The organism is Anaerosporobacter sp., assembly GCF_965301125.1.
In genome coordinates, this window is record NZ_CBDLAM010000001.1 from 1 (window position 1) to 17,698 (window position 17,698).

Here is a 17,698-nt window from a genome sequence, read left to right on the forward strand (position 1 = left end):
ACTTATAGTATATCACATATTTATGAACAATTTTTGAATATTAAGAATATTAACTAAAAGTTAATAAATGTTTAATTTTTTCCAAAAAACATATTGACATTTACCATAATAATGCTATAATGGCAAAAGAATATTAAAGAAAGTGAGGTAAAAGTTATGTTTAGATTTAATAATTTAGTCAATGGAACACATGAAAATTTAATACAACAATCTATACGTGAGATTACCTCCCCTGTCGTTTTGGTACGATTATAAAAGTCTAAAGATAATTATTTTTGTCTTTGTATACTGACTATAAGGCCGTGGTAAGCTTACCACGGTCTATTTTTGCGCTTTTTTAAAGGGGAAGATTTACATTTGCATGGGAAATTGTATTACAATATGATGTGCTGGAACTCGTAGACTATGACTTGCTAATTTTGACAGAGAAAGAAGGGGAAATTTCATGAAGAAGATATCAAGATATGTTATGAAATATTGGTACGCTTACCTATTTGCTATCGCTTGTATGGTAATTAGCGTATCTCTTGATATGCTTACACCACAAATTACAGGAAGTTTTATTGATGATGTTATTATTGACGGAAAGATGGAACTGTTTAACAAACTGATTATTCTTACGCTATGTATCGGTCTTGGAAGATGTATATTTCAATACTTTAAAGAATACACATTTGATTGTGTCAGTTCAAAAATTGGAATGAACATTCGCCGTGACCTATTCAACTATCTTCAACGTTTATCCATTAGTTTCTTTGATAAGACCAACACCGGAGAATTAATGGCTCGTGTTAAAGATGATGTAGACCGTATCTGGGATGGTCTTGGATTTGTTGGGATGCTTATTATTGAAGTTATTATTCATACTTCAATTGTTTTATACTGTATGTTCAACATAAGTCCTAAACTTTTCATAATTCCATGTGTTGCAATGCCATTGGTTGCACTATTTGCAATTGTTATGGAGAGAAAATTAGATGTGATTTATGAAGAGATTAGTGAGGAGAATGCAACACTTAATACCATTGCACAAGAGAATCTATCGGGCGTACGTACTGTTAAAGCTTTTGCCCGTGAGAAATTCGAGATTAAGAAATTCTTATCTCATAATAATCGCTATTACGAACTTAATATGAAGCAATCAAAGGCTTTGGTTCGTTATCAACCTTTATTCCAATTCATTACCAAGTTGCTTCCTATCGTAGTAATTATATACGGTGGTATTCTAACAATTAATGGAGAAATTTCGGTAGGTGAATTAAGTGCATTTTCAATCTATTCAACAAATATAGTATGGCCTATGGAGATGCTTGGTTGGTTAACGAATAGTTTTTCAGCTGCAATTGCTTCCACGAAGAAAATTCGTAAGATATATACCAATGTACCTGAAGTTACAGATCCACAAAATCCAGTTAAACTTGATGAAGTGAAAGGTTCCATTGATTTTGAACACGTATCCTTTGAGCAAGGTAACAAAAAGATTCTAAACGATATATCCTTCCACGTAGACGCTGGTAAGACGATTGGTATCATGGGTGCTACTGGAACTGGAAAGAGCTCTATCATTAACATCTTACAACGTTTCTACCAAACAACAGAAGGTACCATTAAGGTAGATGGCGTCAATATTAAGGATCTTGCTTTGAAAGACTTGAGAAGCAATATTTCCTTAGTTATGCAAGATGTATTCCTATTCTCTGATACAATCAAAGAGAATATTAAGATGGGTAAGAAATACGATGTAAGTAAAGAAATTATGCTTGAATCCGCTTCCTATGCGCAAGCTGATTCTTTCATTGATAAATTAGAAAGTAAGTACAATACCGTTATTGGCGAACGTGGTGTTGGATTGTCTGGTGGGCAAAAGCAAAGGATTAGTATTGCTAGAGCCTTAGCCAAGAAAGCTCCTATTCTAGTATTAGACGACTCAACATCCGCACTTGATATGGAGACTGAACACGCAATTCAAGAAGCTCTTTCAGAACTAGAGGATACAACTAAGATTATTATCGCTCACCGTATCTCTGCAGTCTGTCATGCCGACGAGATTATTATCCTTGAAGAGGGTGGAAGCATTGCCGAAAGAGGTACACATGAAGAACTACTTGCAAAACATGGACTCTATTATCAAACTTATATAAGCCAATATGGTGACTACTTAGAGAGCAAACAGGAGGTGACTATATAATGGCAGTTGATTCCTATAGAAGTGACGAAAAATCAACAGATACCAGTAAGATTGCTACTTTACTTCGTCTCTATCGCTATATGTTAAAGTATCGATTTAAGATAGTATTTGTATTATTCATAATGGCAATCTGTGTAACAATCGCATTAGTTAACCCATTAATAATAGAAGAAGCAATTGATAATTACATTAAGAATAAGGATATTAAAGGATTAGTACGCCTTGGTATTTTTGCCACTATAATTAATATCATTATGGTCTTGTTAATTAAAGTACGTATGTATATCATGTCCAAAATCTCCAATGAAATCTTATTAGAGGTTCGACAAGAACTATATACACACATTCAGAAATTAAGTTTTAGTTTCTTTGATAGCCGCCCTACTGGCAAAGTATTATCTCGAATTATTGGTGACGTTAATTCATTAAAAGATGTATTAACAAACAGTGTCACTACGTTAATTCCTGATTTCATCACAGTATGTGCTGTAGTTGTTATTATGCTAGTTAAGAATTATAAATTAGCCCTAGCTGCATTAATCAGTTTACCTTTAATGGCTGTTGGTATCTACTGTGTTCAACGTTTTTCACATCTACGCTGGCGAATCTTTCGTAAGAAGAGCGCCAATGTAAATGCATTTATTCATGAGGATTTATCTGGTATCCGTATTATTCAAAGTCTTACTGCAGAAGACGAAACCAGTGAAACCTTCGATGGCTTACTTCATGAGCACCGCAATAGTTTTATTAATGCAGTACGATTAAATGATAGTATCGGTCCAATTATAGATTTATGTTGGGGAATCGGTTCTGCTTCTCTTTACTTCGTTGGTATTAAGGTACTAGGTATCGGTGCTGGGAATGTTGGTTTATTAGTTGCTTTTGGAACATATATATCCATGTTCTGGAGTCCAATTCTTAATCTTAGTAACTTCTATAATCAATTGATTACCAATATTGCAGGTGCTGAACGTATTTTTGAAATAATGGACACACCACCGGATATCGTTGATGATAGTAATGTAATTGAACTACCAGATATTAATGGTGATATCCGCTTTGATCACGTAAGCTTTTCCTATGATGAGGAAACATTAATTCTAGATGATGTTAACTTCTCTGTTAAAGCTGGCGAAACAATTGCACTTGTTGGTCCAACGGGTGCTGGAAAATCAACAATCGTAAACTTAATTAGCCGTTTCTATGATATTCAAAAAGGCAGTATATATGTAGATAACTATAATCTAAAGGAAGTATCTATTGAAAGTCTAAGACAACAAATGGGTGTTATGACACAAGATAACTTCTTATTCTCTGGTACTATTAAGGAAAATATCCGATATGGACGACTTGATGCTACCGACGAAGAGATTATAGAAGCTGCAAAAGCTGTTAATGCACATGATTTCATAATGAAGTTGGAAAAAGGCTATGATACAGAACTAAAAGAACGTGGAAATGGATTATCTGTTGGTCAAAAACAGTTACTTGCCTTCGCAAGGACCATGGTTTCCAAACCTAAGATTCTAATCTTAGATGAAGCTACTTCAAGTATCGATACACAAACAGAATTACTTGTGCAAGAAGGAATCGAAGCCTTATTAAAAGGCCGTACTTCTTTCGTTATTGCTCATCGTCTCTCTACCATTCAAAGAGCAGATCGTATCTTTGTTATTGATAACGGTAATATTCAGGAACAAGGTAGTGCTAAGGAATTGTTAGAGAAGAAGGGGCTTTATTATAATCTGTATATGGCACAGTTTAAGAATATATAATACCTAAACAAATACGAAAGAGAAGAACTTAAGTAATGAGTTCTTCTCTTTCGTATTTATTCGTCAATCTATCCATTTTATTTCTAGAGTGAACAATATACTTTCAACTTGACTTGACCAACATCTAGAACATCTTGGTCTGTAAGTGGGACCTCTCCATCAACTGCCACACCGTTCAGATACGTACCATTCAATGAATCCAAGTCTTCGACATATAATATACCATCAGCAACATTTATCCTACAATGTAACTTAGATATGCTAGGATCATAATCCAGTATAATCATCTTCTTGCCATCTTTGCTCTGACATCTTCCTATGTATATTTCTCCATCCACTACTTTTTCAAATACTCGATTGTTATTCACGTCTTTTAATTTTAGATGCCAAGCTTTCTCTTTCTTTTGTGCCACTTCTGGCTCCTTCAGAATATTAAATGCGTCTTCCCGCTTTACTGCAACTGTTCTATTATAATCCTCTTCAAGATCCATGAATTCCATAGCTACTTTCGTCTCATAGTTTGGCAAGAGGTCTTTTCCTGTTTGTACTGTCACTTCTGGGCGTACACCTTTTTGTTTCTTCAACTCACCCTGATTTTTCTTACGATGTTTCATACAAAGTATTGTAATTCCTACTCCTATAAGTACTACAATTACGATACTTCCCCCTATGACATATGGTTTATACTTCTCAAACCAAGTTGGTTCTTTCTCTTCTTCCGCAGTTTGTTCGGTTTTGTCACTTACATTGACGGATTCCTGCTCCAGTTTCACCTTGTCCATCAAGACATTCGTAGAAATCTTCTTAGAAACCCCACTTTCTGACTGCAGGATGAAAGATACCTCTCGATTGCTACCATCTCTTAATTCTTTTGGTACTTTCACTTTAATCACCGAATTACTATAAAACTGGTTCACTCCTGATACAATATCAGAGGTCTTAATGCCTTTTTTAATAGTAAAACTCTCTCCACCTGTTAGGATAGATAGGTCATAAAAATTCTTCAACTTCTCAGCATTATCTTCATGTTGACATCCAATTGTATAAATCGGGAATGCTGTTTCCTGAAGATTCTGTAAGAGAGCTACTGTTGACAAACTTCCATTTTCATCTTCATAATCATCGGAAAATATCACAACACGATAGAAACAGTTATCTGCCTCCATAGATTGCTTAATATTCTCAATGACGTCAGGTAAAATTTTTGTGATATAGGTTGCTTGTTTCTCGTACTTTACCTTCTCATAAGCTGAATACAACTCAAATTTATCATCGGTCATGGATTGTACTACATTAAGATTCTTTCCAATCGAATTTATTTCCATCTGCTCATTATCTGCTAGATTAGTAATCAAACCTTTGAGGATACTCTTTATCTTTTTCCTATCTGATGAGGTTACCGATTTGGATACATCAATTAGGACAACTGTACGCATCTTGACATCTGAATTAGTAATTGATTCTACCTTGTCAATTTCACAATCCGTCCCATCAATTTGGCATTTGACTTGTTCACTAGTCAACTCCTTTGCATTTGATAATGCATATACATATCCATTCTTACTATTTGCATAAAAAATTTTATCTGCTGTTGCAACCTGCGCTATGATCGAAGGTACTAATGTACATACCAAAATACAGATTACATAGATAATCTTTTTTTTCTTACTCATATCGTTCCCCCTGAATATCTAATTTACTCATATCTCTTGCAGGTTGTCCAAATCTATTGGTTACCTCATTATTGTCTACTATATATAAAATACTCCCATTCCAATTTCATCCCCTATATACGTACTCACCAAATAGATCCTCAACTAAATAAAACTAACTAATACTCCCAAAATTCCAATCACATATGCTCCCCAAGAAAAATAATACAGTATTCTATATAGAAGATCCTTTTTCGCATTCTTTAATAGAAGTACTCCTGTTCCGCCAAATATTAATACTATGATATTGGTAAATAGGTCTGTTCGTTCAGCATCTATTCCATTGGCAGTAATCTCATTCAGGGTAATAATAGGCAAAAGTAATCCACAAATACATATAAGAAGTGCGGTCACACCAAAAATAATACGACTAGCACTCCAATCCCGCCTCTTATATGCAAAGTATTCACAACGTAAATTTCCCTGCCTATCTTCACTAACATAAACATCTAGATCTGCATTCTCTTCTGGTGTATTACTAACACATTGGATAACTTCATTATTCGTAATAATTCTATGACCAAGTAGCATATTGGCTCCACCAGATGGTATAAATTGTTCTGTTAATTCAATTCTATACTCCCCAGCTTTTAAAGATATACAGCGTGGTTTCTCTGTCGTTAATAATCTTTTTATACCTAGAATACATAATAACAACGAGACAATCATCAATACTCCCCCTATATACATAAAAGTCTCATCCTCGTTATCAGCATTTGCATAGGCTACCAGCCCACCGGCTATAAATAACATAACTTGTTGAACCACCCCATGGTATCTTCGATACCATGAAATCTTCCCTCCAAGAAATGCGCTAATCATACAAATAACAACCAATTCAGCTGCAATACAATTCATTAAATCCATGGATCTCCTCCTATACTAGGCTCCCATCCCTTCATATGTCTTATTCTTGATTGTCATACACCGCTTCTAGGTTCTTAATAAATTTCTGTCGTTCAATGTCTTCATAACCACGAAAGATAACGGATTGAATATCTTCATGATTGAACAGAAACTGAAAATTCTCCCCCATATTGCCTTCTGGGTATAAAACCCCTATGTAATCATATTCCTTATCTGGATCAGTTACTTGACTTTGTTTGATTCCGTATACCATCATTTTCTTAGTTGCATCTTTTAATAATACAATAGACCCTATGGGTAATAAATCTTTTATCATACGTTCTCTCCTTCTTGATTTATCCATATAATTCCTATTACATTATATCATCCAAATGCCCAGTTTGCAAAACCACTACCAAACGACGAGATTGCTCCACAAATGTTACTACCAACATCAGATACTACATCTATAGCTTTCTCTGCTCCGTCAATAATTCCATCAGAAACAAACTCTGTAACTCCTTTTCCTGTGAAGGCTTCACATACCTTATCTGCTACCCAGCCAGCACCTACAGCAACTGCTGTTACGGCTAGTACTGGTGCACTTCCTACTGCTGCTGTTACAACAGTGGCTGCTGCTGCCGTTAGCGCTATTCCTTTTACAATATCCACACCTGTCTCAACAACGGTCTCTGCAACTGCACGACCACTGCTAATCTCGCCAGAACTGTATTCATTATAATTACTAATTCCATTTCCAACCACTGAAGCAACAACGCCACCCCATTTTGCAATGGTTTTTCCCGCACTTGCGGCAGTACCTACATCCGGCTTATATGACGATGCTTCCTTAGATAATGCTTGCAAAAACTTTCCACTTGTAGTGGCTGGTGCTCCATCCTTAAAATACTTTCCTAAACCGAATAAATCCATAAATGCTGTTTTAGCACCATTATCCGCTAAGTTACCTAAAAACTTATATTTTGATGCTGCAGACTTAATGAACTCTGATACTATCTTACTATCAACCTCAGAGCCTGTAAAACCACTTGCAAGTAATGTGATGTATGGTGCAAAATCCGCAGGTAAAATTTTCTTAGCAAGGCCAGTCAGTTCTTTACTCCAATCAATGCCTTCCTCTTCTACTCCTTTTTCATGCGGTGTTGTATTTCCACCTTGTGACGTTTCAATTGATTTCTTTGTCACATGATCTGCTATAGTTTGCTCTGTCTTGGTATATTGTTTTAGTATCTGTTCAAGAGTTGTCCCAAGTGAACTCATCTGTCCACCTTGGAGCGCAAGATTCTCAATAATCTTTTGAAGTTGCTGTTCTATCTTTACTCGACATGAATAATCATTAATACGGAGACCATTTTTAATATTCTGTAAACTTTCGGCCAAATCTGCCAAGTTATCCGCATATGTCTTCTCAGTGGAAAATACCTGACTTATTCCACTAGAACTTAACATGTACTCTGCCATTTCATCCCTCCTACCAACAATTTATCTTATCCGTTAGCTTTTACTTACAGCTGCTCTTTCTTGAGCAAGACGAAGATTCTCCATCTCTGCATCATAGATTTTCTGTGCTACTGAGCGGATATTGGAAGCTACTGTACGCATATTAGATGCAGTTGTCCCCATCGTACCTTGAAGTTTTGTACATTTACTTAGGTAGGATTCAGCGCTGGTTCCTTTCCAATTGTTAGATAAAGTCTGCATGGTATTCTCGAATTTCTTGTTAGAAAGGTTTGATAACTGGTCTGCTATGGCGTCTATTTCATCTGCTTGCCTTTTTGCTACTTGAAAATCAAACATAATAGATGCTTCACTCATCTTTTTCCTCCTAACTAATCAAATCTGACGGAAGACTCTGAGCTACTTCCGCTACTGCTTTTTCTGCCTTACTATATACACCCGCCATCGAATTTAAATCAGTTACATGTTCTGATAACCGATTGAAGATCTCTGTAATTTCGGGTTCATACTCCTTGTATACCTTCCTATGAGTATCCCCTGCATCACCTACCCAGTATGAATTGGACTTTGAAACGGTATTCATCATATTCGTAAATGCCGTCTGCATCGTACTAATCTTACCTTTTACGACCTCCGCTTTCTGGGTTAGTGCCTCTGGGGTAACCTTTAAAACAGCGGCTCCCATGGAAGAACCTGTTGTACTACTCATTCTTTACCTCCCTGCTCCCCTTGTATACCACAAGTTTACTTGTAATATTACATAAATAATGGGGTGTGAGTATTTTCTTTTCGTGCTTATATCTTAATAGCTTTAATTAAGTCGTTAACAGAGTTCTCACAGCTAACATATTCTGTACTTGCATATTTCATACAGCCGATAAAATCGTTTAATGCTGTACAGATTTCCGTTAACGTTTCATAATCTTTATTGAACTGGATTGAAAACTCAGATTTTGCTGTTCCTTCCCACATTGTATCCAGCTCTTTGATAGAATCGAACATGGCCTTCATATCGGTCTTAATCTTACTCAGTTCAGACTCCATACTCGTCTTATCTTTATCTAAGAGACTTGTATTAATCTCTATTTGACTTGTGGCCATTCCCACACCTCCATTCTATTTACAGCTTTTACACAAATTGTTTCGAACACCTATGAAATAATATTAGATGACAATGCGCTAATTTCATCCTGACTGCTTTTTTCAGCTTTGGAATATACAGAAGCCATAGTCTTGAGATCAGCTGCATGTTCTTGGATCATCTTATTAATTTTCTGAATATCAGCATCTAAGCTTTTGAATTTATTACGATAAGCATTCGCTGCTTCTCCGGTCCATACAGAGCTAAGTCCTACTGCAAGTGTAGTCATTTCAGAAGTTAAGCTACTTACTGTCTTTCCTTTTGTACTAAATGTATCTGCTGTAGCTGTTAGTTGTTCTGGGGTTACTTTAATAATACCTTCCATATTGACATTCTCCTTCTCTTAACTATTATTTAATTAGATTCTCATTGACCTAGTATTTTCTTGTCTTCGCTGTTTCTGTATTAGCACTTTCTGCTGCTTCATATTGTCCTGCAATGGTATTTAATGCTTCACAGTATTTTTCAATTGCTGTATAGAACTTATCCATCTGTCCCTTATCGTTTACAAATGCTGTGTGGAATGCTGTATTTGCTTGACCTTCCCACATTGATTTAAGTGCACCTTCTGTTGTTTCTAATCCAGATACCTCTGTTTTGAATTTTGCGTTTAATTGTCTTAATTCTGAAGCTTTGCTTCTAAGTTCTTTGGCTGTTACTTGAAATGCTGACATCGTATCTCCTCCTTAATTTCTTCATTTTGTAATTATTTTTCTAGTTCTTTAAAGAACGAATTTATATTATCAAGATTACTAAAATTAACTTTAAGTTTCTGATATGTTATCGCACCTTGTTCATACTGCTTTTCTATTTGCTGCTCACAATGCTTGTAATACTTAGTAACTTCCCCTAAAGTATGTGCAAGCTGACTAAAACCCCGTTGCTCTTCATCCAATTCCATAGCAAGGGTTTGAATATTTTCTACAATCCCTGACATGCTAGAAAGCGAGTGAAGAGCAGACTGGCATTGTTTCAATTCGCCTAAACTATTAGACAGAAACTTCGCATTGTCTGCCATTTCCTGAGCACACTCAGATAACTGAGTTAAATTTACAGAAAACATACTCTCTCCTCCACTTTCTATTTAAAGTACTCATTAACCTTTTATGTATTTAAGAAATAATATTTGATGATAATGCGCTAATTTCATCCTGACTGCTTTTTTCAGCTTTTGAATATACACTAGCCATAGTTTTAAGATCAGCTGCATGCTCTTGGATCATCTTATTAATTTTTTGAATATCTGCATCTAAGCTTTTGAATTTATTACGATATGCATTCGCTGCTTCTCCAGTCCATATAGAACTAAGTCCTACTGCAAGTGTAGTCATTTCAGAAGTTAAGCTACTTACTGTCTTTCCTTTTGTACTAAATGTATCTGCTGTAGCTGTTAGTTGTTCTGGGGTTACTTTAATAATACCTTCCATATTGACATTCTCCTTCTCTTTACTATTATTTTATTAGATTCTTATTGATCTAGTATTTTCTTGTCTTTGCTGTTTCTGTATTAGTACTTTCTGCTGCTTCATATTGTCCTGCAATAGTATTTAATGCTTCACAATATTTTTCAATTGCTGTATAGAATTTATCCATTTGTCCTTTATCGTTAGTAAATGCTGTATGGAATGCTGTATTTGCTTGACCTTCCCACATTGATTTAAGGGCACCTTCTGTTGTTTCTAATCCAGATACCTCTGTTTTAAATTTTGCGTTTAATTGTTTTAAATCCGCTGCTTTGCTTCTTAGTTCTTTAGCTGTAACTTGAAATGCTGACATCGTTTCTCCTCCTTTAAACTTAGTGATTACATTTATTTACTTCTATTGCATTTTACCATAGTTAACGGGAGAAATGTTAAATTTCGGACAGAATGCAGGAATTTTGGTATGAATGACATGATTTCTAGTCAATTAGCTAAACTAGCATCAATCGACTGCCTGTCATAATCCCATATTGCTCTAAGGTTTGTTGTCTTTGTAGTACCTCTTTCTTGTCTATGGAGATTAACATCAACTCACTGACTTCACCACACAAAGTACATTGTTCCTTCTGGCAAATCATTTCCGTTAATTCATCCATAATCGTCCCAATTAAGGCTGTCTCGTTTAGATTAAAATTGTACTTTTTATTTAATGATGGAACATATAAGTCCATTTGAATCATCGTCTTCCCCTCCTACCATTTCTTGAATGAGTTTCTTAAGGATCCGCACATTGTATTCCGTTGATGCCATCTGTTTTCCAATCCCTTGCTCTATAAAACACTGTGTATTCTCAAGGCAGAAATGCACCTCTCTTATAAGAGTCTCCTTCGTAATATCCCACCACTGAATCTGTGTAAGTATTCGCTTTTCATCCTTCTTTCGATAATCGACCTCACTCTCACCATAAGTTAAGTAGCCTTCTTCCTCTAGCCGATTTACAAACTTACTCTTCTCGATTTCATAGACGCGAAGTGCATCCTCTCTCGTAGCTGATGCTTCTGTCACAAGTATTGTTTTCTCATCGGATATATAGCAACATTTCCCTGGGTAATTACTCTTATCAGTGTCTATTGTAATTGCTTCTTTTGCCGTCCTAATTAATTCAAAATATGATCTGTATGGCTCCTCTACCTGTATTCCTCCATCTGTCACATTTATTATCTTTTTCCTTGTTAACTGATGTAGCGTCTTGATAAAGGTTTCCTTTTTGAGTGGTTCTGATTGATTATCAAGAAAACTAAATATTCTCTGTATTCCACACCGATTCGCCAGAATTGCAAATTCATTCATAGAAAGTATATATTCTATTTGAATTCCTTTTTCGATCATTCCATCTTCTCCTTTATCACATTACGGTAACCTCTTGATAATGGCACTCTACTTCCATCATCCATAATAATTGTATTCTGTGTTAACCTAAGCTCTTGTGCACGATTCATATTAAATATAAAACTTCTATGGCATCGTACAAACTGGTCAGGGAGGTCATTCTCTAAATTCTCCATAGTACTATAAAAACCATATTCCTTAACCCCTGCTAACACAAAGATTTTCCTCTCTCTTGCCTCGAAATATACAATAGTGGAATAGCTAATACGAATTCGGTCACCATTACTATCTATAACAAAGCAATCCTCTTCTTGTTCCTCCAAACATTTTTCTTTAAATGCATACTGAATCACTTCTTGTACTGACTTATGTAACTGTTCATCATCAAAAGGCCTTAGTATCAATGAAGCTGGCATAATGCTTGGTTTTAGATAACTCATAGGTGAAATACTATCGTCTGCAATAACATGAAGAACCATGTTCGGGAATTTTTTTCTTACAGTTTCTGCAAAGGAAATTGCACTTTCCTTCGTTATGTCGAGAAAGATGAAATCCAGATTTGCTTTTTCTTTACTGCACGCCTGTGCCTCATCCACTCCTTCGCAGCAATTAAATTCCCAGTCCTGTGAACTATAGTAAGCAATGTATTCCCCCACTACATTTTTAATTAATTGTCCATCTTCCTTACAGCTGCAAATAAGTATCGTAATCACTCTATTCTTACCCCCTAGCCAATGGGATCACAACTTTCATAGCAATGCTCTCATCTTCTGTACTTGGAGTTAGAGCGATACCAGGTTTCATTACTTTACTTTGCTCCATATATGGTATGTTATTAAAATTAAAGAGTCTTTGGGCTGCAACGTTTCCACCAAGATGCATACCCTTCTTATAATCAGTAAATATATTATAGGCACGATAACCGCTTAACGTCGATACATCTTCTGGATTAGCACAACCAAACAAATATATGTTATGAAGACTTCCTTTTTCAAGAATATTTTCCATAAATCCGCTCATTCCACCAACTCCCTTTTCTGGTGTATATATACTCTTCATGTAGGTGACTAGGTCAGCTATGAATATAATAACAGGCTTTGTTTCTCTCATTTTCTTAAAGATTTCTTCATCTTCCATTCCATCTTCGACATATTGGTGCTTCTTCTTGTTTCTCTCAATAAAAACAGGCATCATTTCCTTCCAATAATCAAAGAGTTCTTGATCTGTGGTAATGTAACTTGCCTCCACCTCGGTAGCAATCTTACTTAATTGCTTATTGCTATCATCTACGATACAAAGATCAGCTCCTAGATTACTTGCCGCATGTATTAACATCTTCAGTACATTCGTCTTTCCAGTTCTTGCACGTCCTGAGATTTGATAGCAATAGGTCTCACTAAGTGGAATACTATAACAAGAGGCATCTTCCATATTATAGCCAACAGGTAGTTTATCCCCTTCTTCAATTATCTGCTGATAATCTTCGAGTTCAACAAATTCACTAAGTACAGGATGTTCTGGTATCTCGGGAACTTTTCGTGCAGTTTTTCCATTCCATGATGCATTCCATATACTACACTGTTCTCTAATTCTTTCTCCTCTTTGATAATCATCCTCTGCCTCCATGGTAAGTGCTGTCTGGAATTCTAATATATTACCCTCCATACTTACAAGGCCACGACCTTTCACATCCGCTTCTGGTAATACATTGAAATGCATTGTCCTCATGGCATCCCCATACTTAAACTTATCTCCCATCTCAAGACAGATTACCGTACGGATGTTATCTCCAATCCTACTTTGAATCTCACTGCTGCCAAATCCAGCCGAAGTAATAACAAGGAATATACCATAACCCGCACCATCTCTTGATAACTGAATTAATATATCTTCAAATTCATTATCTGTTTTTTCGCGGAAATTGGAGTAATTATCAATTGCAATAATAACGGATGGGATGGTAACTCCATGAACCTGCACGTACTGACTGTAGTTACCGCCTTGTAATAAATTCTTTCTATCATTCAACATCTTCCCAACCATACAGAAAAATTTCCGAATCTTATCTTCATCATTCTCATACATAACTCCACCAACATGTGCCGCATCTTCATATGCACCAAGCATATGGCTACTAAAATCTAATATATAGAAATTAACATACTCTGGATTATACCGATTCATTAAGGAATATATTAATGTCTGAAGGAATGTACTCTTACCACTAACTACGGTTCCGCAGATAGCCGTATGACCATTCTCTGCTAAATTTACAACAACAGGATTCTGCGCCTGGTTCTCTGGGTCATCGCATAACCCAACATAAGCTTCAAGAGTCCATTTCTTATTTATCTGTGGCCACTTATTATTATTAAAGCAACAATCTTTATATCCAAATAGTTCCTCTAGATATAACTTCTGTGGAAGAACTGGTAACCAGAGTTGAAGATTATGCGTATATCCATTCTCTTCTGCCAGAGATTTAAGATATTCTACCACTGCATCTAATTGTGTTTTTTCCTTTAGCTCTGGTAATTTCTTACCATGTTCTGATGCTTGCTGAATTAATAATTTCATACTCTCTTGGTCCATCTCATTAGATGAATCTAGATTTCCTTCTGTTAACATTTGTACGAATTCTTCCAAACGAATCCGATTATATGGATTATCAGGAAAGTCTACTTTAGCTATAGCTAACTGTGTAAATGTATCTTTTAGTAATTGATTCCGTTTTTCTGCACTATCAATACAATCTCCTAGTTTATATCCTAACCGTTTTGAAGCATTAACCAAGACTTTCGTTAGAAGCATCAGCCACTTAGTTCTTGCAGCTTCCTTTTGTTTAATCTTTGTCTTACTACCAACGATTGCTGTCTTCCCAGTTAGTGTAAGCATTGTTGCAATATCTGTATGTATCTGTGCTGCATCTTCATCATAAACTGCACCACTCCAACCGGATTGAAATAGTTCATATATTTCATCATTACCAACTTGAAGATAACAACGGCCAGCTTGAGTAATATAAGCAGCATCTGGTTTATGTAACATATCATTACTGTCTTGTCTGTCTTGAACTCTAAGACACAGACGAAACTTCGTATTGGCCCAGATATTATCATCTACAGTACCACTTGGTTTTTGAGTAGCTAGAATTAAATGAACACCAAGGCTTCGTCCTACCTGTGCTACACTAATTAGTTCCCTCATAAAATCAGGTTCTTCTCTTTTTAATTCAGCAAACTCATCAATGATAATAAATAAATGTGGTACTGGAATCTTTGCCTCATTATTCTTAAGTAATCTCGTATACAAATTAATATTATTAACGCCATGTTCATTGAAGATTCTCTGTCTTCGCATGTTCTCACTTTTAATAGAAACCATAGCACGATGCACTTGATTACCCGATAGATTGGAAATTTGTCCAATCATATGTGGTAAATCGGAGAACAGATTCGCCATTCCACCACCCTTGAAGTCAATGATGAAAAACCCTATGTCATCAGGACTGAAATTAATGGCTAAGGATAGCATATAGGTTTGAAGTGTTTCACTTTTACCAGATCCAGTAGTACCAGCAATCAGACCATGTGGACCGTGATACTTCTCATGAATATCTAGATAACAATCTGCACCACCTTGCTTCTTACCTATTAGTGCTTTCATACTGTCATAGGTTCGGTTCTTTCTCCAACGTTCCATAACATTTAGTTCTTTCAATACAGATATTCCATACATCTCAAAGAAGTCCAATGAAGGTGGAATATCCGAGCTACTCTCCATCTCACTTACCTTAATATTAGCAAGTCTTCTTGCCAATTCATCAAGCTCCTTATAACCTGCTTGATCTAATTCTATCTCATCCTCATCCCCACGTCGTTCTAATGCATTATAGATAACAGTTTTCTCATCTTTCACATTTAAGATATCTTCACAGGCATTTGGAAGTTGTTCATCCTTTTCAGCAAACAATAGTGTAGAGATTCCGTATTCTTCTTTGGGATCTAGAAGATATTTGGCAATTGGCTCACCCATTAACATCTGTACATCTCCTACAAAGATGACATAATGTGGTTTTACCACTTTCTTTGTTGAGTATGTATTTGTATTCTCCATTCGAAGTCGCAAGATATTAGCCAGTTCATAAAATACATCACTTGCTTCTAACTGATTAGAAGCCACATATCTCGTCTTATAGTCTGCTGACCAAACATGAGGAAGCCACTGTGCAAACTCCCACATCTTCTCGTCCTCGTTTTTTCTATCATATAGAAACACCATCTTAACATCTGTATAACAGTTGTTCGCTGCAATCTGCGCTGCCATGATATGCATGGCTTTGATACATCCTGTCCGATTCTCCCCACCAACAATACCAAGGAGCCTATGCTTCATCAGATTCACACCAACAGGAACGTGATATAACGTCTTATAATTCTCACTGATTGTCTCTGGTTTTTCCATAAGTTTATCTTCAATCAACTGGAATCTAACCTTAGGGAAATTAATTTGTGCATGAAAAGGTATACTTCCAAGTCCAAGTCTTACAAATAGGAAATCATCATGAGTATAATTTCGGTTCCAAAGCGCTGACTCCTTCTCGCCATAAGTAAGGCAAACCTTAGTATCGGGATAGGCCTCTAATAAGACTTTACTATTATGCTCATATTTTTCCCTAATAAAATCTGTCATTTTTAAAAGATAGTTTCCGTAGGCATTAAACCGTAACTCCTCTTCTTCCTTTTCATCTTTCTTCGCATACCTTAGATTTACCATTGCCCATATAACACCAATAACTGCCGATCCAAAGGCAGTAACCAAACCAGTATACATAAATGCAGAGGAATTGCCTCCACTACTTCTCATGGCAACTACTGAAATCATACAACCTAAGAGCATAGGAATAGCCATAGTAAATGAAGGCCCTATTGTATAAATAAGTGGACGGTCTTTCGTCCTTTTTGCTGCCGGAGGCCCTTCTATTTCAATTGGATCACTAAAGATTTTAAGAACATTTCTTGGGGAGCGATTAAAATAGACTTTCTTCTTTTTATCGCTCCTTGCCATAAGAACTGTACTCTCTTGTTGAGCGTACTCAGATAAACTCTGAGGATTCACAATTACCCTTCCTCCAATACTCGAAATTGCAATCAAATCCCCTAGATATACGAGATGTAGGCCAAAGATATCAATGCTGTCTGCATAATTTAGTTTCTGTTTCTCTTTGACACGAATAGAATTAACAAAAATTCCGTTGGCACTCAAGTCTTCAATCAGTACTTCCTTGCCTTCACGTACCAATCTAGCATGATTTCTTGAAACATAATTTTGTGTCTCATAGCAAATCATATTAGTCGGACTCTTACCAATGGAAATTTCATTTTTCGTAGAAATATCAAATTTTTCGTAGACACCAAATAAAGTATCTGTCTCAATGACTATAATATTAATGCTTTTTTGTCCTCTTATTTCAACTTCTAATATATCTCCATTAGCAATTACCTTGTTGAAATAGACTTCCTCACCCTTACGAACTATATACTCCTTACTTTGAACAAAACTCCATTCTCTATCTCCAACTTCCAAGCCAATCTCAATATTATCATCAAGTGAAAATAGTTTCCTGTTCAATGTGATGAAATCATCCGCATTACTAATTGATGGTAATACATGCTTGTAAAAGACCTCTTCCGCATAAAGCATTAATACAACACTCATCTACCGTACACATCCTTTCTCAAGATAAT

Annotated in this window: 18 protein-coding genes; 2 read left to right on the forward strand and 16 right to left on the reverse strand. The window is 35.9% G+C overall.

What is annotated here, in order from left to right:
- Window positions 1-445 precede the first annotated feature (445 nt).
- On the forward strand, window positions 446-2,188 hold the full coding sequence (locus tag ACW2QF_RS00005) for an ABC transporter ATP-binding protein (protein ID WP_455713930.1): 1,743 nt from the start codon (window positions 446-448) through the stop codon (window positions 2,186-2,188).
- Window positions 2,188-3,963, forward strand: coding sequence for an ABC transporter ATP-binding protein (locus tag ACW2QF_RS00010; RefSeq protein ID WP_455713931.1), 1,776 nt, complete (start codon window positions 2,188-2,190; stop codon window positions 3,961-3,963). The genes ACW2QF_RS00005 and ACW2QF_RS00010 overlap by 1 nt, the downstream gene beginning before the upstream one ends.
- An 83-nt stretch (window positions 3,964-4,046) precedes the next feature.
- Here the strand turns inward: ACW2QF_RS00010 and ACW2QF_RS00015 are convergent, their stop codons facing one another.
- The 16 genes from ACW2QF_RS00015 to essC all read right to left on the reverse strand — a co-directional run bounded on the left by ACW2QF_RS00015 (window position 4,047) and on the right by essC (window position 17,669).
- The gene (locus tag ACW2QF_RS00015; RefSeq protein ID WP_455713932.1) at window positions 4,047-5,636 is read right to left on the reverse strand and encodes an FHA domain-containing protein; all 1,590 of its coding nucleotides are present in this window, start codon (window positions 5,634-5,636) and stop codon (window positions 4,047-4,049) included.
- Between the two features lie 144 nt (window positions 5,637-5,780).
- On the reverse strand, window positions 5,781-6,542 hold the full coding sequence (locus ACW2QF_RS00020; RefSeq protein WP_455713933.1) for a hypothetical protein: 762 nt from the start codon (window positions 6,540-6,542) through the stop codon (window positions 5,781-5,783).
- A 40-nt stretch (window positions 6,543-6,582) separates the two neighbouring features.
- A complete protein-coding gene (locus ACW2QF_RS00025; RefSeq protein ID WP_455713934.1) occupies window positions 6,583-6,858 on the reverse strand; it encodes a DUF4176 domain-containing protein in 276 nt (91 codons plus the stop codon).
- 47 nt (window positions 6,859-6,905) lie between these two features.
- Window positions 6,906-8,003 carry a hypothetical protein gene (locus tag ACW2QF_RS00030; RefSeq protein WP_455713935.1) on the reverse strand — a complete coding sequence of 366 codons (1,098 nt, stop codon included), beginning with the start codon at window positions 8,001-8,003 and terminating at the stop codon, window positions 6,906-6,908.
- A gap of 33 nt (window positions 8,004-8,036) precedes the next feature.
- Window positions 8,037-8,357 carry a WXG100 family type VII secretion target gene (locus ACW2QF_RS00035; RefSeq protein WP_455713936.1) on the reverse strand — a complete coding sequence of 107 codons (321 nt, stop codon included), beginning with the start codon at window positions 8,355-8,357 and terminating at the stop codon, window positions 8,037-8,039.
- Between the two features lie 10 nt (window positions 8,358-8,367).
- The gene (locus ACW2QF_RS00040) at window positions 8,368-8,709 is read right to left on the reverse strand and encodes a WXG100 family type VII secretion target (RefSeq protein ID WP_455713937.1); all 342 of its coding nucleotides are present in this window, start codon (window positions 8,707-8,709) and stop codon (window positions 8,368-8,370) included.
- Between the two features lie 86 nt (window positions 8,710-8,795).
- A complete protein-coding gene (locus tag ACW2QF_RS00045) occupies window positions 8,796-9,101 on the reverse strand; it encodes a WXG100 family type VII secretion target (protein ID WP_455713938.1) in 306 nt (101 codons plus the stop codon).
- Between the two features lie 50 nt (window positions 9,102-9,151).
- A complete protein-coding gene (locus tag ACW2QF_RS00050) occupies window positions 9,152-9,466 on the reverse strand; it encodes a WXG100 family type VII secretion target (RefSeq protein WP_455713939.1) in 315 nt (104 codons plus the stop codon).
- A 49-nt stretch (window positions 9,467-9,515) separates the two neighbouring features.
- Window positions 9,516-9,815: a WXG100 family type VII secretion target gene (locus ACW2QF_RS00055; protein WP_455713940.1), complete on the reverse strand. Its 300-nt coding sequence runs from the start codon at window positions 9,813-9,815 to the stop codon at window positions 9,516-9,518.
- A 32-nt stretch (window positions 9,816-9,847) separates the two neighbouring features.
- Window positions 9,848-10,204 (reverse strand): hypothetical protein, encoded by a 357-nt coding sequence (locus ACW2QF_RS00060; protein ID WP_455713941.1) that lies wholly within the window; start codon window positions 10,202-10,204, stop codon window positions 9,848-9,850.
- A 49-nt stretch (window positions 10,205-10,253) separates the two neighbouring features.
- Window positions 10,254-10,568 (reverse strand): WXG100 family type VII secretion target, encoded by a 315-nt coding sequence (locus tag ACW2QF_RS00065; protein WP_455713942.1) that lies wholly within the window; start codon window positions 10,566-10,568, stop codon window positions 10,254-10,256.
- A 49-nt stretch (window positions 10,569-10,617) separates the two neighbouring features.
- Entirely contained in the window at window positions 10,618-10,917 is a 300-nt protein-coding gene (locus ACW2QF_RS00070; protein WP_455713943.1) for a WXG100 family type VII secretion target, read from the reverse strand.
- A gap of 136 nt (window positions 10,918-11,053) precedes the next feature.
- Window positions 11,054-11,302, reverse strand: coding sequence for a hypothetical protein (locus ACW2QF_RS00075; protein ID WP_455713944.1), 249 nt, complete (start codon window positions 11,300-11,302; stop codon window positions 11,054-11,056).
- Window positions 11,265-11,951: a hypothetical protein gene (locus ACW2QF_RS00080; protein ID WP_455713945.1), complete on the reverse strand. Its 687-nt coding sequence runs from the start codon at window positions 11,949-11,951 to the stop codon at window positions 11,265-11,267. The genes ACW2QF_RS00075 and ACW2QF_RS00080 overlap by 38 nt, the downstream gene beginning before the upstream one ends.
- The gene (locus ACW2QF_RS00085) at window positions 11,948-12,664 is read right to left on the reverse strand and encodes a LytR/AlgR family response regulator transcription factor (protein WP_455713946.1); all 717 of its coding nucleotides are present in this window, start codon (window positions 12,662-12,664) and stop codon (window positions 11,948-11,950) included. Before ACW2QF_RS00085 ends, ACW2QF_RS00080 begins: the two co-directional genes overlap by 4 nt.
- 7 nt (window positions 12,665-12,671) lie before the next feature.
- Window positions 12,672-17,669: a type VII secretion protein EssC gene (gene essC, locus ACW2QF_RS00090; protein WP_455713947.1), complete on the reverse strand. Its 4,998-nt coding sequence runs from the start codon at window positions 17,667-17,669 to the stop codon at window positions 12,672-12,674.
- Window positions 17,670-17,698 lie beyond the last annotated feature (29 nt).

Bases quoted from the DNA above. Each gene is read 5' to 3' on its own strand.
- ACW2QF_RS00005 (WP_455713930.1), top strand. From the start codon at position 446: ATGAAGAAGATATCAAGATATGTTATGAAATATTGGTACGCTTACCTA.
- ACW2QF_RS00030 (WP_455713935.1), bottom strand. From the start codon at position 8,003: ATGGCAGAGTACATGTTAAGTTCTAGTGGAATAAGTCAGGTATTTTCC.
- ACW2QF_RS00080 (WP_455713945.1), bottom strand. From the start codon at position 11,951: ATGATCGAAAAAGGAATTCAAATAGAATATATACTTTCTATGAATGAA.
- ACW2QF_RS00025 (WP_455713934.1), bottom strand. From the start codon at position 6,858: ATGATAAAAGATTTATTACCCATAGGGTCTATTGTATTATTAAAAGAT.
- ACW2QF_RS00035 (WP_455713936.1), bottom strand. From the start codon at position 8,357: ATGAGTGAAGCATCTATTATGTTTGATTTTCAAGTAGCAAAAAGGCAA.
- ACW2QF_RS00075 (WP_455713944.1), bottom strand. From the start codon at position 11,302: ATGATTCAAATGGACTTATATGTTCCATCATTAAATAAAAAGTACAAT.
- ACW2QF_RS00060 (WP_455713941.1), bottom strand. From the start codon at position 10,204: ATGTTTTCTGTAAATTTAACTCAGTTATCTGAGTGTGCTCAGGAAATG.
- ACW2QF_RS00020 (WP_455713933.1), bottom strand. From the start codon at position 6,542: ATGGATTTAATGAATTGTATTGCAGCTGAATTGGTTGTTATTTGTATG.
- ACW2QF_RS00070 (WP_455713943.1), bottom strand. From the start codon at position 10,917: ATGTCAGCATTTCAAGTTACAGCTAAAGAACTAAGAAGCAAAGCAGCG.
- ACW2QF_RS00045 (WP_455713938.1), bottom strand. From the start codon at position 9,101: ATGGCCACAAGTCAAATAGAGATTAATACAAGTCTCTTAGATAAAGAT.
- ACW2QF_RS00065 (WP_455713942.1), bottom strand. From the start codon at position 10,568: ATGGAAGGTATTATTAAAGTAACCCCAGAACAACTAACAGCTACAGCA.
- ACW2QF_RS00040 (WP_455713937.1), bottom strand. From the start codon at position 8,709: ATGAGTAGTACAACAGGTTCTTCCATGGGAGCCGCTGTTTTAAAGGTT.
- ACW2QF_RS00050 (WP_455713939.1), bottom strand. From the start codon at position 9,466: ATGGAAGGTATTATTAAAGTAACCCCAGAACAACTAACAGCTACAGCA.
- ACW2QF_RS00010 (WP_455713931.1), top strand. From the start codon at position 2,188: ATGGCAGTTGATTCCTATAGAAGTGACGAAAAATCAACAGATACCAGT.
- essC (WP_455713947.1), bottom strand. From the start codon at position 17,669: ATGAGTGTTGTATTAATGCTTTATGCGGAAGAGGTCTTTTACAAGCAT.
- ACW2QF_RS00015 (WP_455713932.1), bottom strand. From the start codon at position 5,636: ATGAGTAAGAAAAAAAAGATTATCTATGTAATCTGTATTTTGGTATGT.
- ACW2QF_RS00055 (WP_455713940.1), bottom strand. From the start codon at position 9,815: ATGTCAGCATTTCAAGTAACAGCCAAAGAACTTAGAAGCAAAGCTTCA.